This is a genomic window from Oceanobacter sp. 5_MG-2023, assembly GCF_030548165.1.
In the GTDB taxonomy this organism is placed as follows: domain Bacteria; phylum Pseudomonadota; class Gammaproteobacteria; order Pseudomonadales; family Oceanobacteraceae; genus Oceanobacter.
Genome location: NZ_JAUORS010000012.1, coordinates 1 through 25,779 on the forward strand (window position 1 = coordinate 1; position 25,779 = coordinate 25,779).

Sequence of the window (25,779 nt, forward strand, 5' to 3'; positions counted from 1 at the left end):
CTTCCCGAATCAAGGTGGCGAATAATACACTGATAAATCAGTAATTCAACCCTTAAATCCGTTTTTTCTGATTGGCGGTTCGAATCCAAAGGATAGGTTGCCAAACCAGAACTGAAGCTGACTCATCCAATAACGATGAGTCTTGCCCCATTCCCTGCTGCATCAGCAGTAGGGAGGCGCGCATTATAGGGATGGATTATTTTGAGTCAATCCTTTTTATAAACTTTTTAAGATGTGCGTATAATCACGCTTCATCAACAGGTGACCTCTTCTACCAATAGCAGCAGGTTGTTTCTTACGAGCCACTCGGACTGTTTTCCGTTTGGCTAACCTTGGAGTTTTTATGTCTGAAAAAGCAGTTGTCATCTACTCCGGTGGCATGGATTCCTTCACCATTCTTCAACGCGCTTATAAAGAAGGTTATGAGTTGTTCCCGCTCACCTTCGATTATGGCCAGAAACACAGCAAGGAAATTCGTTTCGCTGCCGATGTTTGTGACGAGCTGGGGCTGCCTCATCGAGTCATCGACATCACCGCCATCAATCAGTTGTTGCAGAGTTCATCATTGACCTCTGATCAGGATATTCCGGAAGGTCATTACGAAGCCGACAACATGAAGTCTACCGTGGTCCCCAACCGCAATATGATCCTGTTATCGCTGGCCATTGGTTATGCCGTTGATATCGGTGCCAGCAAGGTCTTTTACGGTGCGCACAGCGGCGACCACGCCATTTACCCTGATTGCCGGCCTGAATTTGTCCACGCCATGAACGACGTCGCCAAAATCGCCAACTATGAAGCGGTAGAGATTGTGACTCCTTATCTCAACAGCGACAAAATTGGCATATTAAAAGATGGCCTGGCCATGGGTTTGGATTACGGCCAGAGCTGGACATGCTACAACGGCCGGGAAAAAGCATGCGGCAAATGCGGCTCTTGCGTCGAACGTCTGGAAGCTTTTGCGATAAATGGCGTTACTGATCCACTGGCTTATGAAACAGGCACAGCAACATGAGCAGCAAGAGTACCCCATCAAAGGTGTACCGTATAAAAGAAGCGTTTTACACACTCCAGGGCGAAGGCACACACGCCGGACGCCCGTCTGTCTTCTGTCGTTTCAGTAAATGCAATCTGTGGAATGGCAAAGAAGATGGCCGGGCAAGCGCCAGCTGTCAGTTTTGTGATACCGACTTTGTTGGCACCGACGGGCAAAATGGCGGCCGTTACTCACAAGACGAGTTGTGTTCCCTGCTTCGGGCGCTTTGGCCAGCGTCGGATATTCCACCTTATATAGTATGTACTGGTGGCGAACCGGCGTTGCAGCTGGATGAGGATCTGATCGAGGCCATGCACCAACAAGGATTTGAAATCGCCATCGAGACCAATGGTACGTTACCGCTACCTGCCAATATTGACTGGATCTGCCTGAGCCCGAAGGAAAACTCTCAGGTTGTGCTGCAGCAATGCGATGAGCTCAAGCTGGTATACCCCCAACCGGGAGCGATGCCCGAACAGTTCGAGCATATAAAAGCAACACATCGCTACTTGCAGCCCATGGACATGACCGCGCTGCAGCAAGCACCCAAACGCGATCATATCCCCCTGTTCTCGGTACAGCCTGCCAATCCGGTACAAGCGGCCGTCAGTTATTGTCTGGCCAACCCGCAGTGGAAACTAAGTACTCAGGCCCATAAATGGATCGGGATAGACTAACCGCCCGCTCAAACTCACCTGAAAACGCGAGAACGGATTGACAGTTACGACTCCTCACCTCTGGGTGAGGATTATTGGGCCAGGCTGACGCCGATCATCAATCAGCAACCGTCTGGTCTGTCCATACCAGCGCCACTTTACCCTGCAACTGTCCCTGCTCGTACCGCTTATGAACCGATGCCAATTCGATGGCTGCAACAGATTCAGGCTCGGGTACATCAATAACACCCTCTTCAACCCAGGCTGCAAACTGCACCAGATCCCGACCGAGTTGCTCCCGGCCCTTGCCGGTCAACAATGGCAATGCCTTGAAAATCGCATGGAGCGTCAGGGACTTGGCGTGCGCCGGAGACAAGTCATGAGTGCCACGGGCATTGATGGTCGCCACATCACCCCATGCGGCAACGGCATTCAATGCGGATGTCAGGCTGTCACCACCATGTGTATCAACAACACAGTCGAAGCTTTTACCTGAGGCGACCAGGTCCGCAACGGCATGATGCGCCAAGGCTTCAACGCCCATGGTACGCAATATATCCAGTCGTTCGGAACTACCTGCCGTGGCAGTCACGGTTAACCCTTGATGCAACGCCAGCTGCAAGACCATGCGGCCAACACCACCAAGCCCTCCCAGCACCAGCAATTGACTGTCTGACGAGGGTCGCAAACGCTGGAATATTTCCATCGCCGTCAGCGCCACCACAGGCAAACAGGCGGCAGCCTCATTGGTCAGATTGGCTGGGGCACGAGCGAGCAGGCGCGCATCGGCAAGCACATACTCACACACTGTCCCCATGGTTCCGCGCACGCCACCCGTCATGCCATAAACACGGTCGCCGATGGCAAAACCATCAACGCCTTCACCAAGTGCGATTACTTCACCACAGACATCACAACCAGTGGTGCCGGATTCCGTGGCAACCGGTGCCAGCCCGGAGCGCACCTTGGTATCCAACGGGTTAAACCCGGCGGCCAGTACTTTCAGTAATAATTCCCCTTGACCTGGGTCGGCGACGTCAATCGTTTGGAGCGTCAATACATCCGGGGAGCCATATTCAGTAAACACCATGGCTTTGGTATTAATCATCAGGATTCTGTTCCTATCCCATCGTCAAGATGGTGAACCAGTGGGTGGGTGTTGGCTTCTGCTGCGGCGATCTGGCGAATAACCATATCGACCAGGTGCTCGCTGCCGCCATTGGAGTGGAAGCTGGCATAAACCGTTCGGGAGATCACAGGGGCATCTTTTACCAGAAACAGGGTTTGTTGATCGAATGCGGTGGCGACCAGGCCCCAGGGAAGGTAAGCCGCCCCGCCTCTCGACTGAATACAATCAAGGGCTATTCGGCCAGTATTGGTTTGCAACGCTGGCGTGCCTGGTAATTTCAGCTGTCGGTTATGCTGTGCCTGAAAAGCAGTTCCCCAGTCCACCAGCACATACCCTTGCCCCAACGCTTCGTTAATCGTCACGCCTTCCACTGACGAACACAGGTACAGGGGCAAATGTGCTACTTCCAGGGTCGTCAGTTCATCGACTTTCGGCGCATCAAACAGAAAAGCCAGGTCCAGAGTACGCTCCAGTATCTGACGAATCAGGTTGCCACTGCTGTGTGCAACGGCTGTCAACGACAAGCCATCAACCCGATCCAGCAAGCCCGCCATTTGCTGCTGTAAAAAACCGTCCCATAAATTGGGAGTGGCACCGATGGCCATTTGTTGGCTTTGCCCTGCTTCTGCAGCCACTTCCTGACGAATTTTTTGTTCCAGCCGTACAGTGCTTTCTGCCAGCGGCATCAGCTTTTCGCCAGCAGCCGTCAACTGGATGTTATTACGTTGGCGTGAGAACAACTCAACGCCCAATAACCCTTCCAACTGTCGCACACGAAAGCTGACCGCAGATTGGGTCAGATAAAGGTTTTCTGCCGCGCGACCAAAGTGTCGGGTGCGAGAGACTTCCATAAAGGTTTTAAGCAGTTCTGTATCCATTTGACCAATTTATATGTTCGTTACGATAAGTATTTTTTGTTTTACCGCGCAAAGTGCCCTGACCATACTCCGCCGAAACCACATTGGCTGTCCAGCCACTCACTAGATGTTATTTACAGGGGAATTGAATCATGAGTTTTGCCAGCCCGAAAAAATACTTTGATGATCGCAACTTTCCGCGTGGGTTTCATCGTTCAGGTGACTTTACTCGCGCCCAGGCCGAGATTCTTGAGTCACTTGGCACTGTTTTAAAAGCACTGCACGAAGGCACCCAGGAACCTGAAGATGAAGTTGAAGCGCACTTTGTCATGGTCTGCCAGGGTAAAGAGCAAGCTGTTACCGATATAGAAAAAGCCTGGACTCTGTACCTGTCGGCACTACACCGCAAACAGGTTTACTTTACCGCCTCCTCAGCGGCCGTCACCGACGGTGTCAGTGAAGCCATCGACACCGATGACTAAGCCGACACTGGGGTACCTGGAAGTACTGGCGCTGCCTGACGTCGGTATTCAATGTCACGCCAAGGTTGATACCGGTGCCTGCTCCAGCAGTTTACATGCGGAAGACATCAAGGTCTTCCAGCGTGATGGCCAGGACTGGGTGAGCTTTCATGTGCTGTTCAGTCGAGAAAAAATGCGTATTGATCAACGCTGTGAGGCACCGCTGTTCACCCGCAAGCGCATCGCCAGTTCCAATGGCTCCCGCAGTTATCGCTATGTCATCAAGACACCGGTTACTATCGGCAACCAGCAATGGCCCATCGAACTCAGCCTGACACCTCGCGGTAGCATGAAATATCCTATGCTATTGGGGAGAGAAGCCATTAGCGGTCGTTTCATCGTTGATGTTGAACACACCTATTTGAGCAAATAAATACCATGAAAATCGCGATCCTTTCGCGCAACCCCAGGCTCTATTCGACCCGGCGACTGGTTGAGGCCGGCACACAGCGCGGTCACCAAGTGACCGTCTTCGATACGCTGCATTGTTATATGAATATCAATAGTGTCGAGCCATCCATGCATTATCAGGGTAACGAGCTCAAAGACTATGATGCCGTGATACCGCGTATCGGTGCTTCCATCACTTTTTACGGTACTGCCGTGCTGCGCCAGTTCGAAATGATGGGGGTATATCCATTAAATGAATCGGTCGCCATCAGTCGTTCACGCGACAAGCTGCGATCTATGCAATTAATGTCACGAAAAGGCATAGGCCTGCCCGTCACCGGATTCGCACACAGCCCGGATGATATTCCCGACCTGATTGCCATGGTGGGTGGTGCACCGCTGGTCATCAAACTGTTGGAAGGTACACAAGGCATCGGGGTGGTACTGGCGGAAACCCGCAAGGCCGCAGAAAGTGTTATCGAGGCCTTTATGGGGCTGAAAGCCAATATCATGGTGCAAGAATTCATTCAGGAAGCCGGTGGCGCTGATATTCGCTGTTTTGTTGTTGGCGACCGCGTGGTGGCCGCCATGAAGCGCCAGGCCGCCGATGGCGAATTCCGCTCCAACCTGCACCGGGGAGGCTCTGCCAGTCTGATCAAGATCACCCCGGATGAGCGGGCAACGGCCGTGCGGGCAGCACGCACCATGGGACTGAACGTCGCCGGTGTCGATATTTTACGATCGAATCATGGCCCGGTTGTGATGGAAGTTAACTCTTCTCCTGGCATTCAGGGGATTGAGGAAGCCACCGGCATTGATGTCGCCAACAAAATCATCATGTTTATCGAAAAAAACGCCCGCGCGAATCACACCCGTACCCGCGGGCAAGGCTAGATAACGACTCTGCACCAACGCCGCTGCTGGTGATATGGCAAGCACAACCAGCCCACGGGTATTGCGGTGATATCAGCCATCCACAAGCCAGGCAGCAGCAGGCAGCAATAGTTACCGCCCATACCCGCCATATATCTCGCTATATGGCGTTATTCCTGACAAGTGATTGCATACCCTCCTGGCACGGCCTTCCCTGTCGCATATCAATAACAGGCGACCATTCTGGCCGCTAAAACCGTTTACTTCAGCCAGAGGCTTTCGTATAGTCAATGTCCTACCGGGCAGCCAAGGCTGCCTTTTTGCGTTTTAAGGAACTGTCCCGAATGACTGCGATCATGAACACCTATGGCCGCCTGCCCGTTACCTTTACCTCTGGTAAAGGGAGTTGGCTGACAGATACTGATGGAAAGACCTACCTGGATGCCTTATGCGGTATTGCCGTATGTGGATTGGGTCATGCCCACCCGACTATCAGCGCAACACTGTCTGAGCAAGCTGGCCGCCTGATACACACCTCCAATCTGTACGGCATTGAACGACAGCAAGCACTGGCAGATGCGCTGATACGCATCTCTGGCATGAACAATGTCTTCTTCTCCAATTCGGGAGCAGAAGCCAACGAGGCAGCCATCAAGATTGCCCGCAAATACGGCCATCAACGTGGTATCCATGAACCTGTCATCATTGTCATGAGCAAGGCCTTCCATGGCCGTACCATGGCCACCTTGACGGCCACTGGCAACACCAAGGCGCAAGAAGGCTTCGGACCCCTGTTGAATGGTTTTCTCCGAGTCCCCTACAACGACCTCGATACCCTGACCAGGGTCGCCAGCGCCAACCCGAACGTCGTCGCCGTAATGCTCGAAACCGTTCAGGGCGAAGGTGGCCTGGCCACTGCCAGCGCCGACTATCTGCAAGGCATTCGGGCTTTGTGTGACCAGCATCACTGGCTGATGATGGTTGATGAAGTCCAGACCGGCAATGGTCGTACCGGCAGCTACTTCTCCTATCAACAACTGGGTTTTGTCCCTGATGTTGTTACAACGGCCAAGGGCCTCGGTAATGGCGTCCCTATTGGTGCCTGTCTGGCCCGTGGCGAAGCCGCCGATGTATTACAGCCAGGCAATCATGGCAGTACTTATGGTGGCAACCCGCTGTGTTGTGCTGTCGCCCTGTCTGTTGTCGAAACCATCGAAACGGACAATCTCTGTACCAATGCCCAAGAGATGGGCGACTACCTGGCCACTGGCTTCCGGGAGCGGCTGAGCAACAACCCACACCTGGTCGACATTCGTGGTCGTGGCCTGATGATGGGACTGGTGATGGATCAGGATTGCCCTGAGCTGATGGCCCGGGGTCTGGAGTACGGCATTCTGCTCAACGTCACCGCAGGTAATGTGATCCGCTTGTTGCCAGCGCTGAACCTCAACAAGGATGATGCTGACAAGATCATCGATATCGTGTGCAACCTGATTGATTCGCTAGATTGATCGATATAACGAAGGAATTGCTGTGAGACACTTTTTAACTCTGATGGATCTGACTTCAGAAGAGCTGAACCAGGTATTACAACGAGCAATAGAACTCAAGGCCATGCAACATCGCCATGAAGTCTATGAGCCCTTCAAAAACCAGGTGCTGGGGATGATTTTTGAAAAATCGTCCACTCGTACCCGGGTATCTTTTGAAGCTGGCATGACACAATTTGGCGGCGCAGCTATTTTTCTGTCGCCTCGGGATACCCAGCTGGGTCGCGGTGAACCCATCGAAGACAGCGCTCGTGTGCTGTCTCGCATGGTCGATATCATTATGATCCGTACCTTCGATCATGCCGATATCGAATTGTTTGCCAAGCATTCGACCGTCCCTGTCATCAATGCGCTGACGGATGATTATCACCCCTGTCAATTGCTGGCCGATATGCAGACCTTTATCGAGCACCGCGGTTCGATCAAGGGCAAGACCGTTACCTGGATTGGCGATGGCAACAATATGTGCCAATCGTACATGAACGCCGCGGTGCAGTTCGACTTCCACCTCAATATTGCCGTCCCGCCAGGGTTTGAGCCTGATGCCGATTTGCTGGCCAAGTGTGGTGATCATGTTTCCCTGATGACATCTCCGGAAGAAGCGGCCACCCAGTCGCACCTGATTGTGACCGATGTCTGGGCATCCATGGGCCAGGAAGAAGAACAAGCCGAGCGACTGCGTCAATTCAAGCATTACCAGGTAACTGAAGCATTGCTCGACAAGGCTACCGATGACGTCCTGTTTATGCACTGCTTGCCTGCCCACCGCGGTGAGGAAATCAGTATGACCTTGATGGATGACCCCCGGGCTGTTGTATGGGATGAAGCTGAAAACCGCTTGCATGCGCAAAAAGCGCTGATGGAATTCTTGCTCAACAAGGCCCAAAACAAATAGCCGTTAACCCCGCTCGCTCACTGGTGATGGCCCTTGATTGGGCCTCTGCCAGCGGGTATCAGAATCATATCGACAGCAAGTCGCGACTCTTTTTTATCCTTAACAACTGCCATTCTGAAATCCTTCTGTGCTTTCGGGTATGCTTGAACTAATATCATACTGTTAATCAACAAGATGAATTAAATTCAAAACCATGCTAGAAATCAAACATCTCAGAACTCTGGTAGCACTGCGTGATGGCGGTACGCTGGTCGAAGCCGCCAAGCGGCTGTATCTGACCCAGTCGGCGCTTTCTCATCAGCTCAAGGATCTCGAAGACAAGCTGGGCGTGCGCTTGTTTGTACGTAAATCCAAACCGATACGTTTCACCCGTGCCGGCCTGGAAATGCTGCAAATGGCTGATCAGATCCTGCCGCAGTTACGGCAATGTGAGCTGGCATTAAAAAAGCTGGCCGGTGGTGAAACCGGCCGCTTGCATATGGTGATTGAATGCCACAGCTGCTTTGAATGGCTAATGCCCGCGATCAACCGTTTCCGGGATCACTGGCCCGATGTCGAAATAGACCTCACCACCAGCTTCCATTTTGACCCGTTACCGGCGCTCACCCGAGGGGATATCGACCTGGTAATCACCTCCGACCCGGAACCCGACAGCCGTATCCACTATCGACCGTTATTTCGCTATCAATCGTTACTGGCCGTTTCCAACCAGCACCCACTGGCACACCAGGCCCAAGTAACGGCAACAGACCTCGCCCCCGAAACCCTGATTCACTATCCGATTGAACGCAAACGGCTGGATATTTATCAGCATTTTCTACTGCCGGCAGGTGTAGAACCAGTTGCCAATCGCCAGACCGAGCTGACCCTGATGATGATTCAGCTGGTTGCCAGTGGCCGCGGTGTCGCCTGTTTGCCCAACTGGGCCTTACAGCCCTACTTGGATGCCAAATTGATCAGTGCCTTGCCATTGGGCAAGGGCATATGGCCAACCCTGTATGCAGCGATTCGTACTGATCAGCAAGATGACAGTTACATCAAGGATTTTCTCGACCTGTCAATTGATACCTGTTTCGATCGCCTGCAAGGGATTGAGCCTATACGCCAGACCAAATGATCTGATCGATGGCATAATAATCTAGTCCATATGGTAGCGCGGCCAGATCAGGCTGAATCTGGCACCGCCCAATTGTTCACTGCGACCAACGATGGCTCGCCCACCGTGCCAATAAGCGATACGCCGTACAATCGACAGACCCAAACCATAACCACCTGAGCTGCGGGTACGGCTGTCATCCAGCCGGGCAAAAGCCACAAAAACCTTTGGCCATTCGGCTTCCGGAATACCCGGGCCATCATCTTCGACATCAATACGGCATGTATCCACCGCAACACTGCAACGCACCTGGACGCGGGAATGGGCGTAACGACAAGCGTTACTCACCAGATTTTGTACCGCCCGATGAATATAGCGAGGCTCTACTTCCACCAGCGTATTCTGTAACCGTTCGGTTTCCAGAAACAGCACCTCGATATGGGCCGGTGGTCGCGCTTCCGCAGCAACCTGACGAGCAATATCCGTCAAGACTACTTCATGAAACTCCAATAACGGCCCACCTTCCTCCAGGCGGGCATACGTCAGAATTTCATCAATCAGTTGGTCCAGCTCCTGAATATCCGTATCCATCCCCTGTATCTGCTGCTTCAGGTACGGAGACTCAACTTCATCTTCAATAATTTGCAATCCAAAACGCAAGCGGGCCACCGGCGTCCTTAACTCATGGGAAACGGCCCGCAGCATCTCTCGCTGGATATCAATCAGCCGCTGAATATGCTCAGCCATCTTGTTAAAGGAACTGCCCAGGCGATTGACCGGATCAACTCCCGTCACCGCAATACGGGCCGACAAATGCCCTTGCGCCAGACGTCCCGTTACCTGGTCAAGATTCCGCAGCCCCGACTCCAGCGTTGTAACCAGCCAGAAAACCACCAGAGCCAGCACCAGTACTGCCATTAAACCAAGAATCAGCCAGGTGTAAGCGGGAGTTTGCCGCGGAGTATTCAACGGCCCAATCATCAAATGATAGTTATCCCCCAGCCGTACATCGACCAGCCGGGAAGACACAGGATAAGTTGGAGCCGATTTCATCACGGCCAGACGGACAGGCACCGTCAGCTGCTCTGCCAACCACTGTTCATAACTGACCGCATCCATCCCGGACACCTGGTAGTGATGCCGGATCAAATCCGCAAATTGCGCCCAGGCCAGCTCGATATTGCCATCAAAATAAAAGGTCACCACAGCGCCGGATACGACACGACTCAAATCGTCAATATTGGGGACGGACGAGGGATAGGCAGACAACAACGATGCATCAGGCGAGCTGGTACCCCCACTCAAAAAACGAAACTGCATATCGCTATCGTCCAGTACCGTAATCACTCGGCCTCGTAATAAACGGTAGCGTTCATAGCTGTTCAGAGTCCCCAGACCAGCCTGTTCAACCCAGCCATGTTGCAGTGACTGGCGAAAGCGTTCTCCCATGTCCCCACTATTCAGCACCTGCAAAGGACGCCCCAGATCCTGCTCCCAGTATTCATGCAAACTGATATACCGAATCAGACTCAGCGACAAAAGGCAAAATACAACAATACCGCTGATGGTCATTATCAGGGTGCCATAGACGCGCAAGAACATGATGCTCATCCGTCCACCCTCAGACCCAGGCCAATACGAACACCACAACACCAGCCAACCGGCCGAAACAGCATGGCCCGCGTATCAGGAAGAAAGGTCATTACAGCTCTTTCACAAACAGGTATCCCTTGCTGCGCACCGTCTTGATACGGCGAGGATTGACCGGATCATCGCCGACCTTGGGACGAATACGAGACACCCTGACATCAATCGAGCGATCCTGCCCATCGTATTCAATCCCCCGCAGCTGATGGAAAATTTCTTCACGTGTTAATACTCGCCCGGCGCTGTTGCACAACAACCAGAGCAAATCGAACTCGGCACTGGTCAAATCGATGCTGCGCCCTTCCAGCCAAGCCTCCCGCATGGCGCTATCAACCACCAGATTACCGAACGTCAAACGATTTTCCTGATTAGGCGTGTCGGTCACTGTCTCCTCAAGATGACGAACCCGGCGCAACAAGGCTCGAATTCTGGCCAACAGTACCCGTGGGCGTACCGGCTTGGCCACGTAATCATCCGCCCCCATCTCCAGACCCAGCACCTGATCGAGATCTTCAGTCCGGGCGGTCAGCATCAGAATCGGACCGCGATAGTGAGGACGCACCAAACGGCACACCGCCAGACCGTCTTCCCCAGGCAGCATCAGATCCAATACCACCAGGTCGGGCTGTTCCGTCTTGATACGTTCAATTGCACGGCTGCCATCACCTTCGATGGCAACAACCAGGCCATTACTTTCCAGATAGTCTTTGGTCAATGCTGCCAGTCGCTCATCATCCTCAACAATCAGGATGCGCCAGTGATCATCCGAGTCATATGCCATTTTTTCGTCTGCCATCCAGAGATTTCTCCGTTACGGGGTTCTGCCGCAACATTTACTGCGACCTGTCAGATTAACAGCCGATCGTGCTTATAGCTCGGAGCAGTCAAACCGTCTGTTAACTCCTGTGCATTCCGTCACAAAAGTTATTCAAGCCATCAGCAAGCGCCTCCGTCCCTGGTACCAAAAACGATCGACCCTGATAACAAACCAGCAACCGTTAACACACCAGAAGCAATGCGGCTTGCAGCTTGTTCCGCGGTAACGGGCCAATATGATACTAAAAATCACCCACATCTCATGCACATCTAATACACATGTTATTCACAAGCGGGATCCTCCCTGACAAGTAGGCCACACTAGATGTGGGGTTGAAACCATAGCCAAGGCCCATTATCTTGTGCCGCTTTCTTCGGCTTGTGGAACACGCTATGTCATCAAATCGTTCCGTTCTTCAGGCTTGCTTGATGCTAAAATCAGGCACAGCAATTTACATTCAGCACGAACACGCCATGAGCTGGCCACAATCCAAAGCCAGGCGATCGCTGCTGATTGATGGCCAGGATTGAAACAGACACACATCAGGACTTTCCCTTTTGCGCCCAACTTGCCGCCATCCGCTGATACCAGATCAGGGTAGCAGCAAGAACAATGGCCGGAGACAAGTCACTATCAGGCATGGACGTGATCAGAATACCTTCGAGTACAGGCACACTTAACATGAATAGCGCTCTCAAAGTCAGTAAACGCGATGGTCGTCAGGAACTGCTGGATCTGGACAAGATCCACAAAGTGGTTACCTGGGCCGCAGAAGGACTGGATAACGTCTCCGTCTCCGAAGTTGAACTTCGTGCCCATCTGCAATTTTTTGACGGCATCCAGACCTCAGAAATCCACGAGACCCTGATCAAGGCCGCTGCCGACCTGATTTCCGACCAGGCACCGGATTATCAATATCTGGCTGCGCGCCTGAATATCTTTCATTTGCGCAAAAAAGCCTTCGGCCAATACGAGCCACCGGCGTTACTGGATCATGTGCGCAAACTGGTCGACAACAAACGCTACGACAGCCATCTGCTGGACGATTACAGCGAAGCCGATTACGCCGAGATGGAAACCTTCCTCGATCACAGCCGCGACTTGAACTTCAGTTATGCCGCGGTAAAACAATTGGAAGGCAAGTACCTGGTACAGAATCGCGTTACCGGTGAAGTGTTCGAAAGTGCCCAGTTTCTGTACCTGCTGATTGCAGCCTGTCTGTTCAGCAGCTATGAAAAGGATCGGCGCCTCGATTTCATCAAACGTTTTTACGATGCGATTTCGACCTTCAAGCTATCGCTACCCACTCCTATTATGGCAGGCGTACGGACACCGACACGCCAGTTCAGCTCATGCGTGCTGATTGAAGCCGGAGACAGCCTCGACTCCATCAATGCCACCGCCAGCGCCATTATCAAATACGTTTCCCAACGGGCAGGCATTGGTATTAATGGCGGCCGTATTCGTGCTCTGGGTAGCCCGATTCGTGGTGGTGAAGCCTTCCACACCGGTTGTATCCCGTTTTACAAACACTTCCAGACTGCGGTGAAATCCTGCTCTCAGGGCGGTGTTCGCGGTGGTGCTGCCACGCTGTTCTACCCAATCTGGCATTACGAAGTCGAATCCCTGCTAGTATTGAAAAACAACCGGGGCGTTGAAGAAAACCGCGTGCGTCATATCGACTACGGCGTACAGATCAACAAGCTGATGTACGAACGCCTGATCAAAAACGGCAATATCACCCTGTTCTCGCCATCCGATGCCCCGGGCCTCTACGACGCGTTTTTTGAAGATCAGGAACGTTTTGAGCAGCTGTATACCAAATACGAGCAAGACGACAGCCTGCGCAAAAAAACCATCAAGGCCGTCGATCTGTTCTCCAGCATGTTACAAGAGCGGGCCAGTACCGGCCGTATCTATATCCAGAACGTTGACCACTGCAATACCCATAGCCCGTTTAATCCGAAAAAAGCCCCGGTACGCCAGTCCAACCTGTGTCTTGAGATTGCCTTGCCAACCAAGCCATTGATGGATATTAACGACGAGAGTGGCGAAATTGCCCTATGTACGCTGGCAGCCTTCAACCTTGGAAGCCTGGACAACCTGGATGAACTCGAAGAGCTGTCCGACCTGATAGTACGGGCACTCGACAGCCTGCTCAGCTATCAGGATTACCCGGTCCCGGCCGCCGAACGAGGCAGTCTCGGTCGTCGCACCCTGGGTGTTGGCGTTATCAACTACGCCTATTATCTGGCCAAAAACGGCGTCCGTTATTCTGATGGCTCAGCCAATGGCCTGACCCACAAAGCGTTTGAAGCCATTCAGTACTGGCTGCTGCGAGCTTCCGTCGGCCTGGCAAAAGAACAGGGGGCCTGCCCGCTGTTTGAAGAAACCACCTACGCTCAGGGTATTTTGCCTATCGATAGCTACAAGAAAGATATCGATACTTTCTGTGATGAGCCGCTACACTACGACTGGGAAACCCTGCGCAAGGAAATCAAGGAACATGGCCTGCGCAACTCCACGCTAACAGCGCTGATGCCATCGGAAACCTCTTCCCAGATCAGTAATGCAACCAACGGTATTGAGCCGCCACGGGGCTATATCAGCGTCAAACAAAGTAAAGATGGTATTCTCAAACAGGTAATACCCGAGTACGAAAACCTCAAGGATGCCTACGAACTGTTATGGCAAATTCCCAGCAACCAGGGCTACCTGCAACTGGTCGGTATCATGCAGAAATTTGTTGATCAGTCGATTTCTGCCAATACCAACTATGACCCCGCCCGGTTCAGTGGCAACAAGGTGCCCATGCAGCAACTGATGCGCGACCTGTTAATGGCCTATAAATACGGCGTCAAAACCCTGTACTATCACAACACCCGTGATGGCATGGAAGACCCTCAGAAAGACGTGATCGAAGAAGACGATGACTGCGCAGGCGGAGCCTGTAAAATCTAGTACGAAAAATTCAACGTACTTTCTACTGATTCTCTTTTAACACTGCACAAGGCCGGTACAATCAACACGCTATGTTGATAGTACCGGCAACAACCCGCTGTGTAAGGAAGCGCACACGGGTCTTTTCAATCCGAAGAATGACAACGGCCGAACAGGCCAGCGAGACGATACTGGCTATGGCCTACACCACCTTCAACCGCAACGAATTTGATACCTTCAAACAGCCCATGTTTTTTGGCGAGCACGTCAATGTTGCCCGTTATGATCAACAGAAACACAAGATTTTTGAAAATCTGATCGAAAAACAACTGTCGTTTTTCTGGCGCCCTGAAGAAGTGGATTTGACTAACGACCGTAAGGATTTTCTTGATCTGCCCGATCATGAAAAACACATCTTCGTCAGCAACCTGAAATACCAAACCCTGCTCGACTCGGTTCAGGGGCGTTCTCCCAACGTGGCATTTTTGCCCGTAGTCTCGCTGCCGGAACTTGAGACCTGGATTGAAACCTGGTCATTCAGTGAAACCATTCACAGCCGCTCTTATACCCATATTGTCCGTAATATCGTGCCCAATCCGGCAACGATTTTTGACGACATCACCCGTAACGAGCACATCACTCGCCGGGCGGTCTCAGTGACACATTACTACGACAGCTTTATTGAACTGAGTAATTATTACCAGCAACTGGGCGAAGGTACTCATACCGTCAACGGCCAGACCGTTGAAGTCAATATGCACGAGCTCAAGCGTCGTCTGTATCTGACCCTGGTGTCCGTCAACGTATTGGAAGCCATCCGTTTTTACGTCAGCTTTGCCTGCTCTTTCGCTTTTGCCGAACGGGCCAAAATGGAAGGTAATGCCAAAATCATCAAGTTGATTGCCCGTGACGAAGCGCTGCATCTCACCGGCACCCAGCATATGCTGCAAATTATTGCTCGCGGTAAAGATGATGCCGACTTTGCCGTGATTGCCGAAGAGTGCAAGGCCGATGTTGTCCGTATCTTTGCCGAAGCCGCCCAGCAAGAAAAAGAATGGGCCGATTATCTGTTCAAGGACGGCTCCATGATTGGCCTGAACAAGGATATTCTCTGTCAGTACGTTGAATACATCACCAACCAGCGTATCGCCGCCCTGGGCTTTGATCGTATTTTTGAAGCCCGCTCCAACCCGCTGCCCTGGATCAACTCCTGGTTAAACAGCGACAACGTCCAGGTCGCTCCACAGGAATCTGAAATCAGCTCCTACCTGGTCGGTGCTCTCGACAGTGAAGTTGACACCAACGATCTCGGCGACTTTGATCTTTGATGAGTCGTCCATACCCCATGAGTCAACCCCCGGAGAGCAACCACCAGGATCTGTCTTCGTCAGCGAACGACAGCTTTGAGCTGGATGGCAACATCGAACCGGACAGCGGCACCGGACTGCCGCCGTTCGAGTTGGAGCCCCCTCCGGCTACCTCCGACAGCTCTGCCCAACAGGTTGAGTTATATCTGCCGGAGCGTGACCCCGAACAGCCGGAGCTGACACCCCAGCTCGAGCTGGAGGGTATGGCTCCGCCTGTTTTTGCCATTACTCTCAATGATGGGCATCAGGCCCGTTTCCAATACGCAGCTAACTTGCTGGAGTCTCTAGAAGCCCAGCAGATCGATGTCCACTTTCAATGCCGGGAAGGCTATTGTGGCAGTTGCCGTGCCCAGCTGCTCAGTGGTGAAGTGCATTACGCCAACGACCCATTGGCCTGGCTGAATGAAGGCGAGATCTTGTTGTGCTGCTGTATCCCTCGCAGCGACGTCAAGATCAAGCTGTAGCGGTTGTAGCAGCGCTAATGAATCCAACGAATATAAGGAGAGCCTTATGTGCAGCGCACTTGTCTTACCAGAAGCCGGAACTCCGGCACCAGCCTTTACCACACTGAATCAGCGCGGTGACACCGTGTCACTCAGCGATTACCAGGGTAAAACCCTGATTCTTTATTTCTACCCCAAAGCCATGACGCCAGGCTGTACCACCCAGGCCTGTGGACTGCGGGACAGTCAGGCAGAGCTGGCGGCCCACAACGCCGTTGCCGTTGGTATCAGTCCGGATGCACCCGCCCGGTTACAAAAATTTATCGACCGCGATCAACTCAACTTCGACCTGCTTTCGGATGAAGACCATCAGATTGCCGAAGCCTATGGGGTATGGGGCCTGAAAAAATTCATGGGCAAGGAATATATGGGGATCAACCGCATCACCTTTATTATTGGTGCAGACGGTATCATTCAGCATGTGATGCCGAAGGTAAAAACCAAAAGCCATCACGATGATGTGATTGCGTTGCTGACCAGCGCCTGAGTCCTTTCGGCCGCCTGACTGCATGCGGAGAAAAAGCGTCGGAGAAAAACCAACAAGGCGGCCAGAACGGCCGCCTGTGTCTATCATCTGTCTGCTATCAGTGTCTGTCAGTCAAGCTGCTCAACCCGGATCCGGGTTACTGCGCCCACGGTGCTTTCCAGCGCTTCAATCGCTGCAATCGCCGCATTCATGGCTTTTTCCACAATACGGTGAGTCAGCAAAATAATCTGCGCCAGCTCTTCCCCTTCCTTGGGTTCTTTTTGAATGATGGCTTCGATATTAATGCCGCGCTCACTCAGAATCGTGGCTACCGATGCCAGCACCCCGGTTTTATCCTGCACCTGAAGGCGCAGATAATACGAAGTGACCACTTCTTCCATCGGCAGGACCTGCTCATCTTCGATTTCGTTGTACGCCAGATGGTTCACCCGCACCGAGGCATCGGCTTCCAGCGTCCGCGCCAGATCAATGATATCCGCAACAACAGCAGAGGCTGTTGGGCCAGCACCGGCTCCCGCACCAACGTACAGCGTATCGCCAACGGCATTACCGTTCACCATCACAGCGTTTAATACGCCATCTACCTTGGCAATCGGCCGGGCTTCCGGAATCAGGGTCGGATGCACACGTAAATCAATGCCTTTTTCTGTTTGACGACTGACCCCCAGGTGCTTGATGCGATAGCCCAGCTCTTCTGCAAATTCAACGTCATCCCGGGTAATCTTGCTGATGCCTTCGGTGTAACAACGATCAAATTGCAACGGAATACCGTACGCAATCGATGCCAGAATTGTCAGTTTGTGGGCCGCATCAATGCCTTCAACATCAAAGGTAGGGTCTGCTTCGGCATAACCCAGCTGTTGGGCCTCTGCCAACACATCGTTAAAATCCCGGCCTTTATCGCGCATCTCGGTCAGGATAAAGTTGCCGGTTCCATTGATGATACCTGCCAGCCAGTTGATACGGTTGGCGGCCAGCCCTTCCCGCAGCGCCTTGATGATAGGAATACCACCGGCAACACCGGCTTCATACATCACCGACACGCCCTTGGCTTCTGCCTGGGCAAAAATCTCTGCGCCATGCTCGGCAATCAATGCCTTGTTGGCAGTCACCACGTGCTTGCCGTGCTCAATCGCCGTTAATACCAGCTCACGAGCGACCTCATAACCACCAATCAACTCCACCACTACATCGATTTCAGGGTTTTTGGCCACCTCAAAAATATCGTTAGTCATGGGAATAGTGCTGGTGTCGTAAGCGGGATTCGGACGACGAGCTCCGATCTGCGCCACAATAATCTCGCGACCTGCCCGGCGTGCAATGTTTTGCGCATTGGTCGTCAGTACATCAAATGTACCGCCACCGACTGTACCTAAACCGCAGATACCTACTTTTACCGGTTTCAAGGTCTTCTCCTCTTTGCTGGATAAAATCGAACGCTATAGCGCAGTGGCTGATCACCGTTCTTTATATATTGTTCACTGTATTTTAGCGGCTGTAATGCCTTGCCTTGCCGCATATCGCGCTGCCTGGTGCGAATTGTCAGCCCAGTTCAGTCACCCTGATAATGGCCATCCTTGCGCAGCATATGCTTGATACCACGCAGTGCCTGACGGGTACGCTGGTCGTTTTCAATCAGGGCCAGACGTACATGGTCGTCGCCGTATTCACCAAAACCGATACCCGGTGACACAGCGACCTTGGCATCCAGCAAGAGTTTTTTGCTGAACTCAAGTGATCCCATCGCCCGATATGGCTCAGGAATACGTGCCCAGATAAACATGGTGGCCTTGGGAATATCGACCTGCCAGCCCATATCATTCAAGCCTTTGCACAACACATCACGCCGATGTTTGTACATCTCGCAGATCTCGTGCACCACCGACTGGTCGCCTTCCAGAGCCGCAATAGCCGCCACCTGAATGGGAGTGAATGTACCATAATCAAGGTAAGACTTGATCCTGCCAAGGGCGTGAATCAGGTCTTTATTACCGCAACAGAAACCGACCCGCCATCCCGGCATATTGTAGCTTTTGGACAACGAGAAAAATTCGACCGCCACATCCCGGGCACCTTCAACTTGCAGAATCGACGGCGGTTGATAACCATCAAAGGCGATATCAGCATAGGCCAAATCCTGCACTACCCAGATCTGGTGTTCGCGGGCCATCTCGACCACCCGTTCAAAAAAATCCAGCTCAACACATTGCCCGGTCGGATTACCGGGAAAGTTAAGCACCAGCATTTTGGGTTTGGGCCAGCTGTTTTTGATGGCTTTTTCCAGCTCGGCAAAAAAATCCACGTCCGGAGTCATTGGCACATGGCGAATATCCGCACCGGCCAATACAAAACCATAAGGATGAATCGGGTAAGCCGGATTGGGCACCAGTACTGCATCCCCGGGGCCAAGCGTCGCCAGCGCCAAATGCGCCAGACCTTCCTTGGAGCCTATTGTAGTAATCACTTCAGTGTCCGGGTCGAGCTCAACGTCGTAGCGGTTTTTATACCAGTTAGCCATGGCTTTGCGCAGCCGTGGAATGCCCTTCGACTGGCTGTAACGATGCGTGCCTTCTTTTTGCACCGTTTCAACCAGCTTGTCGACAATATGCTGTGGCGTATCCTGATCCGGATTCCCCATCGATAAATCCACGATGTCTTCACCACGGGCTCGCGCCGCCATTTTCAACTCACCGATAACGTTGAAAACATAAGGGGGCAAACGCTCAATACGCGGAAAATGCTTGTTCATGGTGGACTCTTTCATCAATGGCAGAAAAGCCCAACAGGCTACTGGATGGCGGCGCTTTGATCAATGGAAGGCGTGCCGTTACGCCCACGCCTGGTGCTGTAGCGCAAGGCAACGACGGGCATGGAGCCATGTAGGAAGCACCGTCGGGGCTTCCGTGTCGATGCCGTGAAAGCCTGCAATATTATGATTTTGGCATCGTCTTTATTTTACGTATCAGCCAATGACCCAACGCCACTTCCCCGATGGCCATCACACCGTACAGTGCGCCGAACATAAACGAAGAACCGATAAAGGCAATAATGATCAAGGCGAGAAACGCCAGCATCAGGTTTCTTTTATCCCTGAGTAGTGTTGAATCACTGGATAAGACAAACCCAGCGAACATGCCGATCACGAGTCCTACAATAATGCGTCCTAACATGTGTCCATTTTCCTGAAAAAGCGATTGTTTATCGAAGCGACTCTGTTTCACAGCCGATATGTTTACGGTTTTTTGTCATGCGCCGGAATGGCTGTCCGTTCAAAGCTGACGCTTAACGAATCCGATGCCAGCACCCAATCATGCATGTGTTTTCGCAACATGGTGGCAGAAACCTTGTCTGCGGGCGTCAAATCCAAGGATTTTGACAGGGCATAAAGATGAAAGGTATAGACTTTGATGCCCGGACCTTTCGAGCAAGGCGGAGCATATTCGTTTTTCTGGTTCACAATATTATTCCCCAGTGTACCAACCGACTGCCCGGCTTCCGTACCCGCCACCGTTGGTGGAATATTGTACATGCTCCAGTACCAGCGTATGCCCTCCGGTCCTTTTGATGGCGGTGGCTGTGTGCCACCGTCTGCCCGACTGCCAGTGTCAGGATTGGGCCTGGAACTGGATTCGGGTGCTCGCGGAAGCTGTGGTTCCGGCCCTGGCCTGGGCTGATGATCCATAATGATCACCAGCGACCGGGTTCCATCCGGCACCCCACTCCAGCTTAGCGGTGGAGACATGCCACCACCGTCACAGGTAAATTGAAGCGGTAATGCACCACCATCGGAAAATGCGCGGCTGGTCAGTTCAAGACCGTCATTGGCCCGGACTGTCATTGGCATCAGCAATACCAGGCCTGCGATCGCGAGCGCCGTTATGCTTGCATTCATATTCATAATCCACCATCTCTTTGTATCATCCCGTCATCTCCGACAGGACTGTCAAGTCGAAGATCAGCCAGGCTATCCGGGGCTGAGCATTGTAGGGCCAATGCCCCGGAGCCACCAGACAGCGGGCAGCGACCATAGCGTCAGTCAGTACTGACACCCTGCTGCCAGGCTCGTTCGGGGAAAGAACAAGCGGCTTGTATTCAACCAAGACAAGGGCCTATCTCCTTGCTAGTCTTTTGATCTCAGGGCGTTTGACGACACCTCCCTGATCACAAAATGCCCTTTTCATTTTTTCAGGTACTTTTTATTTATGACGTTATCTCTGGTTCTGACTGTCATTGCCGATGACAAGCCCGGCATTGTTGAAACAATTGCCGCCGTGATCAGTCGCCACCATGGCAACTGGACCGAAAGCCATCTTGCCAATCTGGCGGGCAAGTTTGCCGGTATTATTCTGGTGACTCTCAAAGAGTCTGCCGCTGCCAATGAGTTACAAACCGAACTGGCAGCACTTGCAAGCCAGGGCATCGAGATTCGGGCCGAAGCTGGCTTGCCAGATCACCGCAGCAGCCACCATTTGAACCTGAGTCTGGTGGGTAATGACCGCCCTGGAATTGTCCAGGCCGTATCCAGGGTATTGGCCACCCTGGAGGTGAATGTACTGGAATTAAGCAGCGAATGCGCCCAGGCAGAAATGTCTGCGTTATCCCTGTTCAAAGCCCGGGCAGAATTACAGGTTCCCGACACTCTGGATCACGAAACACTGACCGCCGCATTGGAACAGCTGAGTGATGAGTTGATGGTCGAAGTAACCCCCGTCTGAACCGACCGGCCAGCGGCCATCGTCAGCTATCCCGGTCGCGCCGTAAAATCACCGTTTGCCAGCTGACCTCAGGGCGTTCAAGCAGGTCGCCCCGATCAGCTCTTGGGGTCAACTCTTCTACCGAGATTTTCAGCGGCTTGGCAATGGCTCTGACTTCAACGGCACTGACCGGGTACATCGGCCGTTCAGGATCTCCGGAACCACTGCGCAAGGTCATCACAATCACACCGGTATCAGCCAGCATTTGTACCAGTCGCCGCAAAGCGACTGGCCGATGCGCAATGGACAAATGCATCCAGACCGCTGACAGCAGAATCAGCTGATAACGCTCATCCGGTACTTTTTTCAGGGCTGGCAAGGAGTCATCAATCCATTGCAGCTGGTCTGATCCCAATTCCAGTGCCGTTGACCGCTGTTGACCTATTTCACGCATGCCGGCTGCCGGTTCCACCGCAGTGACATGCCAGCCTTGTTGCGCTAACCAGCAGGCATCCCGGCCGCAACCGGCTCCGACATCCAGCGCTCGTGCTCCTGGCTGCACAGGCACCAGAGGCAGCCAGCTACCGTGAACCTGCTCAACGGTCAGGCCGTCATAGCAGTCCGCCAGCCGTTTGGCATGGCGATGGTAAAAATCAACACTGGCAGTGGGAGATGGCATGACAACCTCAAAAAAAGCGCCGCCGCTACGACAATCGTAACGGCGGTTTGCGCTCACCCTATCACAACACCGGTAAGGGGCAAGATTTCAAACATTAAGCCCGGCAACAACTCAGGGTTTGTTACGTGCTTTACGATATTTATCGAGTTTGATCTGACGAATATTCGCCGTTTTGACCACCGCCTCTGCCCGACTCTTGCGACGGTGGCGAACCTCTTTCTGCTTGTCTGCAAACGGGTTTTCGCCCTGACGGAACTCAACCCGAATGGGCGTGCCCTTGATGGCCAGTACCCGGCGGAAGGTATTGGCCAGATAACGTTTGTAATCATCCGGCAAGTCATTCACCAGATTACCGTGAATCACCAGCACTGGCGGGTTGGAGCCACCCTGGTGCGCGTAACGCAATTTCGGCCGCCGATTACGTACCATCGGCGGTTGATGGGTTGCCACAGCGTCTTCCAGAATCCGGGTCAGCATATTGGTTTGCCATTTGCCCATGGCCGATTCGTAGGCCTGGTCAACCGATTCATACAGATGGCCGACACCCGTACCGTGCAAGGCCGAAATAAAGTGCATATCGGCGAACGTCAGAAAATCAAAGCGGCGGTCAATTTCATCTTTGACGCGCTGCTTTTCATCCGCTTCCATGCCATCCCATTTATTGATGGCAATCACCAGAGCCCGGCCTGCGTTCAGCACAAAGCTGAGCATATGCAGGTCTTGTTCAACAATACCGGTACGGGCATCCAGCACCAGAATACAGACATGACAATCCTGAATGGCTTGCAGGGTTTTGATAATAGAGAATTTTTCGGCGGCTTCACTGATATTCTTGCGACGTCGCACCCCGGCGGTATCGATCAGGGTGTAATCCTGGCCATGACGCTCATAGGGAATGTAAATACTGTCACGCGTGGTACCGGCTTCGTCATAGACCACAACCCGGTCTTCCCCCAAAAAGCGGTTCACCAGCGTCGACTTGCCCACATTCGGACGCCCGACCACGGCGATCTTGATGCCTTTGACGTCGAGCTCTTCGTGTACGACTTCTTCCGCCGGGCTTTCTTCGCCTTCATCCCAAACGTAGTGCCAGTCGTTTTCAGGGTGAGTAACCGGTTCGTCGGAGACCCCATGAAGCTCATCCATCACATGATCTATCAGTGAGGAAACACCACGGTTATGTGCTGCGGCAATGCCCAGCGGTTCGCCCATGCCCAGTTCGTACATTTCAACCAATACAACATCGGGGTTTTTGCCGTCGATCTTGTTGGCAATCAGATAAGCCGACTTGCCGCTTTTACGCAGGTAGTTGGCGATCATCCGGTCGCCTTCCAGAATACCGGCGCTGGCATCAACCATAAAAAAGACGATATCGGCTTCCTGTATCGCCTGAAAGCTCTGGGAAGCCATGGCTTCATCGATACCGACTTCTTCACCACTGATACCGCCGGTATCAATAACAATAAACGGCCGCTCGCCGACCTTGCCTTCACCATATTTACGATCGCGGGTCAGCCCGGCGATTTCCGCTACCAGTGCATCGCGAGACTTGGTAAGACGATTAAACAGAGTGGACTTGCCAACATTGGGACGACCCACCAAAGCGATGACTGGAACCATGAAATACCTCAGATAAAAAGGGGAGCCAATAAGCTCCCCGGAAAAACAACGCTGATCACTATGAAAGCAGCAAGACTATTCTTCTGCAGTGACCAGCATAACGTCACCGGCATTGGTATAGACCACTACGCCCCTGTCGGTGACCAGCAAGGGGCTACGCACACCAAAGTCACGGCCATGCAGCTGCCGCCAGCGAGTGGCTTCCGACTGATTAGGATAGCTGACGTGTAAAGCATTGGGAATAAGAGACAAACGCGCCAGCAAGGCACCATCCACCTGACTGAGCAGATACAGGAAGCCTTCGCTGTCGGTGACGACCAGATTGTTCTGGTAAGCTTCGACGCCTCCCAGCTGGCGACCTTTCAGACTGCCCTGGGTCCAGACCGGGTCACCACCATACACATCAAATGCGCGAATACTACTGTCATCCAGAGTCAGATAAACGTTACCCAGAGATAACACCGGGCTGGTATAGCTTGAGCCATCTTCTTCCCAGCGCGTTTCACCTGTGGCACTGATGGCGGCTACCTTGCCGTGATAACTGGCGGCATAAATCAGTTGGTTTTCAACCACTACGGTGCCGTCTGCATCCACCAGGCGTTCCAGCTCGGAACGACCTTCCGGTGTTGCCAGGCGGACATCCCAGCGCGGAATACCCAAACGCCGGTCCAGCGCAATCACCTTGCCATTGGCCAAACCCAGTATTACCAGTTCACCGGATACCACAGGGGCGGCGGTGCCGCGTACCGACAGAATCGGCATCGCGGTTTCATACGACCAGCGTTGTTCCCCGCTATAACGATCAAAGGCCGAGACCCGACCATCAATGGTGTGAACATAGACGCGCTCGTCATCCACTTCCGCAGCAGCCACCGCTTCACTGGACAATTGGGCTTGCCAGACAGGTTGGCCCTGATCAGCTGTCAGGCTATGCAGCACGCCATCAACCGTTACCAGAAACAGATGCTCACCGGCCAGCGTAACACCGGCCGATACCGGTTTTTCCAGCGCCTGTTGCCACAGCGTGCGACCGGAGTCCAACGCCAGCGACCAGACAGAGCCGGAGGTATCGGCGGCATACAGTACATCGTCCGCAGCCACGGCTTGCAAACGGCTGTAATTGCTACCCGGGCCATCCCCGATATGAGTGCGCCAGACAATATCCAGGCCATTACTGCCCAATGAAGGCAGGCTCTCGGCATCGGTTTGAGGTTGCGAAGAACAAGCGCTGACCAGAACGGCGGCCAACAGTAACCCGGTGCGGGTGACTCTGCCAGCGACCAGCCGTTGGCGGCCAAATTTCAGACCGCTCAGCATCAGGCGTCCTCAGCGGCGATCAGAAAATCGCTTTTGCGTTGCAGCAGCTGGGTATCCACACCCAGTACGGCAGCAGCATCCAGCGCTTCCTGATAGGCCACCCGGGCTGCTGCGCGGTCGCCTTTGCGGAACAAGGCATCACCACGGGCTTCCAGATACTGGGGGGCATAAGCCGGGTCCGGTACATCGCTCACCAGAGCCAGCGCCGCATCGGTATCATCCAGTTCAACCAGTACATCAGCCAGACGCGCGGTGGCCAGGTATTTGATTGGCGCTTCAGCGCTATCAACCAAGGCTCTCAGCTCGGCAGCCGCACTGTTCATATCACCGTTATCCGCAGCAAAGCGCGCCAGAAACAGGCTGGCAAACTGACTGTAAGTGCTTTTGCCAAAATCACTTTTCAGCTGCTCAGCCAGGGCAATTGCTTCTTGCTGGGCGGCCTCATTACCAGACATGATAGCTGCAGAGGCTTTTTCAGTCAGTGAGGAATACAGCGCTGATGCCGCTTCTCCGGTGGTCTGTTGCTGGGTCTGATAATAATTCCAGCCCAACCAGCCAGCCGCAACCAACACAATGGCTATCAGCGTGCTCTTGCCATTTTCATCCCACCAGCGTTTGAGCATTTCTGCCTGTTCTTCATCCGTACGCAGTTCTGTCATGACCTGGCTACCTTATTCGTATTCGTTATGTTCATTCGATATCTAT

Annotated in this window: 25 protein-coding genes; 13 read left to right on the forward strand and 12 right to left on the reverse strand. The window is 53.0% G+C overall.

Annotation, left to right across the window (positions count from 1 at the left end; translation table 11 throughout):
- The first annotated feature begins 343 nt into the window (after window positions 1-343).
- Both queC and queE read left to right on the forward strand, forming a co-directional pair.
- Window positions 344-1,015, forward strand: coding sequence for a 7-cyano-7-deazaguanine synthase QueC (queC, locus tag Q4551_RS09535; protein WP_303433342.1), 672 nt, complete (start codon window positions 344-346; stop codon window positions 1,013-1,015).
- Window positions 1,012-1,713: a 7-carboxy-7-deazaguanine synthase gene (queE, locus tag Q4551_RS09540; protein ID WP_303433343.1), complete on the forward strand. Its 702-nt coding sequence runs from the start codon at window positions 1,012-1,014 to the stop codon at window positions 1,711-1,713. Before queC ends, queE begins: the two co-directional genes overlap by 4 nt.
- Window positions 1,714-1,810: 97 nt before the next feature.
- Here queE and Q4551_RS09545 read toward each other — a convergent pair whose 3' ends face one another.
- Both Q4551_RS09545 and hdfR read right to left on the reverse strand, forming a co-directional pair.
- On the reverse strand, window positions 1,811-2,800 hold the full coding sequence (locus Q4551_RS09545; RefSeq protein ID WP_303433344.1) for a zinc-binding dehydrogenase: 990 nt from the start codon (window positions 2,798-2,800) through the stop codon (window positions 1,811-1,813).
- Entirely contained in the window at window positions 2,800-3,699 is a 900-nt protein-coding gene (gene hdfR / locus Q4551_RS09550) for an HTH-type transcriptional regulator HdfR (RefSeq protein WP_303433345.1), read from the reverse strand. Before hdfR ends, Q4551_RS09545 begins: the two co-directional genes overlap by 1 nt.
- A 131-nt stretch (window positions 3,700-3,830) precedes the next feature.
- On the opposite strand from hdfR, the gene maoP reads away from it, so the two are divergent.
- From maoP to Q4551_RS09580, 6 genes are all read left to right on the forward strand, one after another.
- On the forward strand, window positions 3,831-4,160 hold the full coding sequence (gene maoP, locus Q4551_RS09555; RefSeq protein WP_303433346.1) for a DUF413 domain-containing protein: 330 nt from the start codon (window positions 3,831-3,833) through the stop codon (window positions 4,158-4,160).
- Window positions 4,153-4,572 (forward strand): RimK/LysX family protein, encoded by a 420-nt coding sequence (locus Q4551_RS09560; protein WP_303433347.1) that lies wholly within the window; start codon window positions 4,153-4,155, stop codon window positions 4,570-4,572. Before maoP ends, Q4551_RS09560 begins: the two co-directional genes overlap by 8 nt.
- Window positions 4,573-4,577: 5 nt before the next feature.
- Window positions 4,578-5,483, forward strand: a complete 906-nt coding sequence (rimK, locus tag Q4551_RS09565; RefSeq protein WP_303433348.1) for a 30S ribosomal protein S6--L-glutamate ligase — start codon at window positions 4,578-4,580, stop codon at window positions 5,481-5,483.
- Window positions 5,484-5,806: 323 nt separating this feature from the next.
- Window positions 5,807-6,973, forward strand: a complete 1,167-nt coding sequence (locus Q4551_RS09570; RefSeq protein WP_303433349.1) for an aspartate aminotransferase family protein — start codon at window positions 5,807-5,809, stop codon at window positions 6,971-6,973.
- A 16-nt stretch (window positions 6,974-6,989) separates the two neighbouring features.
- A complete protein-coding gene (gene argF, locus Q4551_RS09575; RefSeq protein WP_303433521.1) occupies window positions 6,990-7,907 on the forward strand; it encodes an ornithine carbamoyltransferase in 918 nt (305 codons plus the stop codon).
- A gap of 193 nt (window positions 7,908-8,100) precedes the next feature.
- On the forward strand, window positions 8,101-9,024 hold the full coding sequence (locus Q4551_RS09580; protein WP_303433350.1) for a LysR family transcriptional regulator: 924 nt from the start codon (window positions 8,101-8,103) through the stop codon (window positions 9,022-9,024).
- A gap of 21 nt (window positions 9,025-9,045) precedes the next feature.
- Here Q4551_RS09580 and Q4551_RS09585 read toward each other — a convergent pair whose 3' ends face one another.
- Both Q4551_RS09585 and Q4551_RS09590 read right to left on the reverse strand, forming a co-directional pair.
- The gene (locus Q4551_RS09585) at window positions 9,046-10,614 is read right to left on the reverse strand and encodes an ATP-binding protein (RefSeq protein ID WP_303433351.1); all 1,569 of its coding nucleotides are present in this window, start codon (window positions 10,612-10,614) and stop codon (window positions 9,046-9,048) included.
- Between the two features lie 91 nt (window positions 10,615-10,705).
- The gene (locus tag Q4551_RS09590; protein WP_303433352.1) at window positions 10,706-11,446 is read right to left on the reverse strand and encodes a response regulator; all 741 of its coding nucleotides are present in this window, start codon (window positions 11,444-11,446) and stop codon (window positions 10,706-10,708) included.
- A gap of 702 nt (window positions 11,447-12,148) precedes the next feature.
- On the opposite strand from Q4551_RS09590, the gene nrdA reads away from it, so the two are divergent.
- The 4 genes from nrdA (at window position 12,149) to bcp (ending at window position 16,764) form a co-directional block, all read left to right on the forward strand.
- Window positions 12,149-14,428, forward strand: a complete 2,280-nt coding sequence (nrdA, locus tag Q4551_RS09595) for a class 1a ribonucleoside-diphosphate reductase subunit alpha (protein ID WP_303433353.1) — start codon at window positions 12,149-12,151, stop codon at window positions 14,426-14,428.
- Window positions 14,429-14,604: 176 nt separating this feature from the next.
- On the forward strand, window positions 14,605-15,735 hold the full coding sequence (gene nrdB, locus Q4551_RS09600) for a class Ia ribonucleoside-diphosphate reductase subunit beta (protein WP_303433354.1): 1,131 nt from the start codon (window positions 14,605-14,607) through the stop codon (window positions 15,733-15,735).
- Window positions 15,736-15,752: 17 nt separating this feature from the next.
- The gene (gene yfaE / locus Q4551_RS09605) at window positions 15,753-16,238 is read left to right on the forward strand and encodes a class I ribonucleotide reductase maintenance protein YfaE (RefSeq protein ID WP_303433355.1); all 486 of its coding nucleotides are present in this window, start codon (window positions 15,753-15,755) and stop codon (window positions 16,236-16,238) included.
- Between the two features lie 46 nt (window positions 16,239-16,284).
- Window positions 16,285-16,764: a thioredoxin-dependent thiol peroxidase gene (bcp, locus tag Q4551_RS09610; protein ID WP_303433356.1), complete on the forward strand. Its 480-nt coding sequence runs from the start codon at window positions 16,285-16,287 to the stop codon at window positions 16,762-16,764.
- A gap of 107 nt (window positions 16,765-16,871) precedes the next feature.
- Here bcp and Q4551_RS09615 read toward each other — a convergent pair whose 3' ends face one another.
- The 4 genes from Q4551_RS09615 to Q4551_RS09630 all read right to left on the reverse strand — a co-directional run bounded on the left by Q4551_RS09615 (window position 16,872) and on the right by Q4551_RS09630 (window position 20,656).
- Window positions 16,872-18,170 carry a homoserine dehydrogenase gene (locus tag Q4551_RS09615; RefSeq protein ID WP_303433357.1) on the reverse strand — a complete coding sequence of 433 codons (1,299 nt, stop codon included), beginning with the start codon at window positions 18,168-18,170 and terminating at the stop codon, window positions 16,872-16,874.
- A 146-nt stretch (window positions 18,171-18,316) separates the two neighbouring features.
- Entirely contained in the window at window positions 18,317-19,528 is a 1,212-nt protein-coding gene (gene alaC / locus Q4551_RS09620; RefSeq protein WP_303433358.1) for an alanine transaminase, read from the reverse strand.
- A 166-nt stretch (window positions 19,529-19,694) separates the two neighbouring features.
- Entirely contained in the window at window positions 19,695-19,934 is a 240-nt protein-coding gene (locus Q4551_RS09625) for a hypothetical protein (protein ID WP_303433359.1), read from the reverse strand.
- 62 nt (window positions 19,935-19,996) lie between these two features.
- A complete protein-coding gene (locus Q4551_RS09630; protein WP_303433360.1) occupies window positions 19,997-20,656 on the reverse strand; it encodes a YbhB/YbcL family Raf kinase inhibitor-like protein in 660 nt (219 codons plus the stop codon).
- A gap of 310 nt (window positions 20,657-20,966) precedes the next feature.
- On the opposite strand from Q4551_RS09630, the gene Q4551_RS09635 reads away from it, so the two are divergent.
- On the forward strand, window positions 20,967-21,479 hold the full coding sequence (locus tag Q4551_RS09635) for a glycine cleavage system protein R (RefSeq protein ID WP_303433361.1): 513 nt from the start codon (window positions 20,967-20,969) through the stop codon (window positions 21,477-21,479).
- A 22-nt stretch (window positions 21,480-21,501) separates the two neighbouring features.
- Here the strand turns inward: Q4551_RS09635 and Q4551_RS09640 are convergent, their stop codons facing one another.
- From Q4551_RS09640 to Q4551_RS09655, 4 genes are all read right to left on the reverse strand, one after another.
- Window positions 21,502-22,137, reverse strand: a complete 636-nt coding sequence (locus tag Q4551_RS09640) for a bifunctional 2-polyprenyl-6-hydroxyphenol methylase/3-demethylubiquinol 3-O-methyltransferase UbiG (protein ID WP_303433362.1) — start codon at window positions 22,135-22,137, stop codon at window positions 21,502-21,504.
- A gap of 111 nt (window positions 22,138-22,248) precedes the next feature.
- Complete coding sequence (gene der, locus Q4551_RS09645; protein ID WP_303433363.1) at window positions 22,249-23,757, reverse strand: ribosome biogenesis GTPase Der; 1,509 nt, start codon at window positions 23,755-23,757, stop codon at window positions 22,249-22,251.
- Window positions 23,758-23,832: 75 nt separating this feature from the next.
- On the reverse strand, window positions 23,833-25,074 hold the full coding sequence (gene bamB, locus Q4551_RS09650) for an outer membrane protein assembly factor BamB (RefSeq protein WP_303433364.1): 1,242 nt from the start codon (window positions 25,072-25,074) through the stop codon (window positions 23,833-23,835).
- Entirely contained in the window at window positions 25,074-25,733 is a 660-nt protein-coding gene (locus Q4551_RS09655) for a tetratricopeptide repeat protein (protein WP_303433365.1), read from the reverse strand. Before Q4551_RS09655 ends, bamB begins: the two co-directional genes overlap by 1 nt.
- Window positions 25,734-25,779 lie beyond the last annotated feature (46 nt).

Bases quoted from the DNA above. Each gene is read 5' to 3' on its own strand.
- queC (WP_303433342.1), top strand. From the start codon at position 344: ATGTCTGAAAAAGCAGTTGTCATCTACTCCGGTGGCATGGATTCCTTC.
- queE (WP_303433343.1), top strand. From the start codon at position 1,012: ATGAGCAGCAAGAGTACCCCATCAAAGGTGTACCGTATAAAAGAAGCG.
- Q4551_RS09545 (WP_303433344.1), bottom strand. From the start codon at position 2,800: ATGATTAATACCAAAGCCATGGTGTTTACTGAATATGGCTCCCCGGAT.
- hdfR (WP_303433345.1), bottom strand. From the start codon at position 3,699: ATGGATACAGAACTGCTTAAAACCTTTATGGAAGTCTCTCGCACCCGA.
- maoP (WP_303433346.1), top strand. From the start codon at position 3,831: ATGAGTTTTGCCAGCCCGAAAAAATACTTTGATGATCGCAACTTTCCG.
- Q4551_RS09560 (WP_303433347.1), top strand. From the start codon at position 4,153: ATGACTAAGCCGACACTGGGGTACCTGGAAGTACTGGCGCTGCCTGAC.
- rimK (WP_303433348.1), top strand. From the start codon at position 4,578: ATGAAAATCGCGATCCTTTCGCGCAACCCCAGGCTCTATTCGACCCGG.
- Q4551_RS09570 (WP_303433349.1), top strand. From the start codon at position 5,807: ATGACTGCGATCATGAACACCTATGGCCGCCTGCCCGTTACCTTTACC.
- Q4551_RS09580 (WP_303433350.1), top strand. From the start codon at position 8,101: ATGCTAGAAATCAAACATCTCAGAACTCTGGTAGCACTGCGTGATGGC.
- Q4551_RS09585 (WP_303433351.1), bottom strand. From the start codon at position 10,614: ATGAGCATCATGTTCTTGCGCGTCTATGGCACCCTGATAATGACCATC.
- Q4551_RS09590 (WP_303433352.1), bottom strand. From the start codon at position 11,446: ATGGCAGACGAAAAAATGGCATATGACTCGGATGATCACTGGCGCATC.
- nrdA (WP_303433353.1), top strand. From the start codon at position 12,149: ATGAATAGCGCTCTCAAAGTCAGTAAACGCGATGGTCGTCAGGAACTG.
- nrdB (WP_303433354.1), top strand. From the start codon at position 14,605: ATGGCCTACACCACCTTCAACCGCAACGAATTTGATACCTTCAAACAG.
- yfaE (WP_303433355.1), top strand. From the start codon at position 15,753: ATGAGTCAACCCCCGGAGAGCAACCACCAGGATCTGTCTTCGTCAGCG.
- bcp (WP_303433356.1), top strand. From the start codon at position 16,285: ATGTGCAGCGCACTTGTCTTACCAGAAGCCGGAACTCCGGCACCAGCC.
- alaC (WP_303433358.1), bottom strand. From the start codon at position 19,528: ATGAAAGAGTCCACCATGAACAAGCATTTTCCGCGTATTGAGCGTTTG.
- Q4551_RS09625 (WP_303433359.1), bottom strand. From the start codon at position 19,934: ATGTTAGGACGCATTATTGTAGGACTCGTGATCGGCATGTTCGCTGGG.
- Q4551_RS09630 (WP_303433360.1), bottom strand. From the start codon at position 20,656: ATGAATGCAAGCATAACGGCGCTCGCGATCGCAGGCCTGGTATTGCTG.
- Q4551_RS09635 (WP_303433361.1), top strand. From the start codon at position 20,967: ATGACGTTATCTCTGGTTCTGACTGTCATTGCCGATGACAAGCCCGGC.
- Q4551_RS09640 (WP_303433362.1), bottom strand. From the start codon at position 22,137: ATGCCATCTCCCACTGCCAGTGTTGATTTTTACCATCGCCATGCCAAA.
- der (WP_303433363.1), bottom strand. From the start codon at position 23,757: ATGGTTCCAGTCATCGCTTTGGTGGGTCGTCCCAATGTTGGCAAGTCC.
- bamB (WP_303433364.1), bottom strand. From the start codon at position 25,074: ATGCTGAGCGGTCTGAAATTTGGCCGCCAACGGCTGGTCGCTGGCAGA.
- Q4551_RS09655 (WP_303433365.1), bottom strand. From the start codon at position 25,733: ATGACAGAACTGCGTACGGATGAAGAACAGGCAGAAATGCTCAAACGC.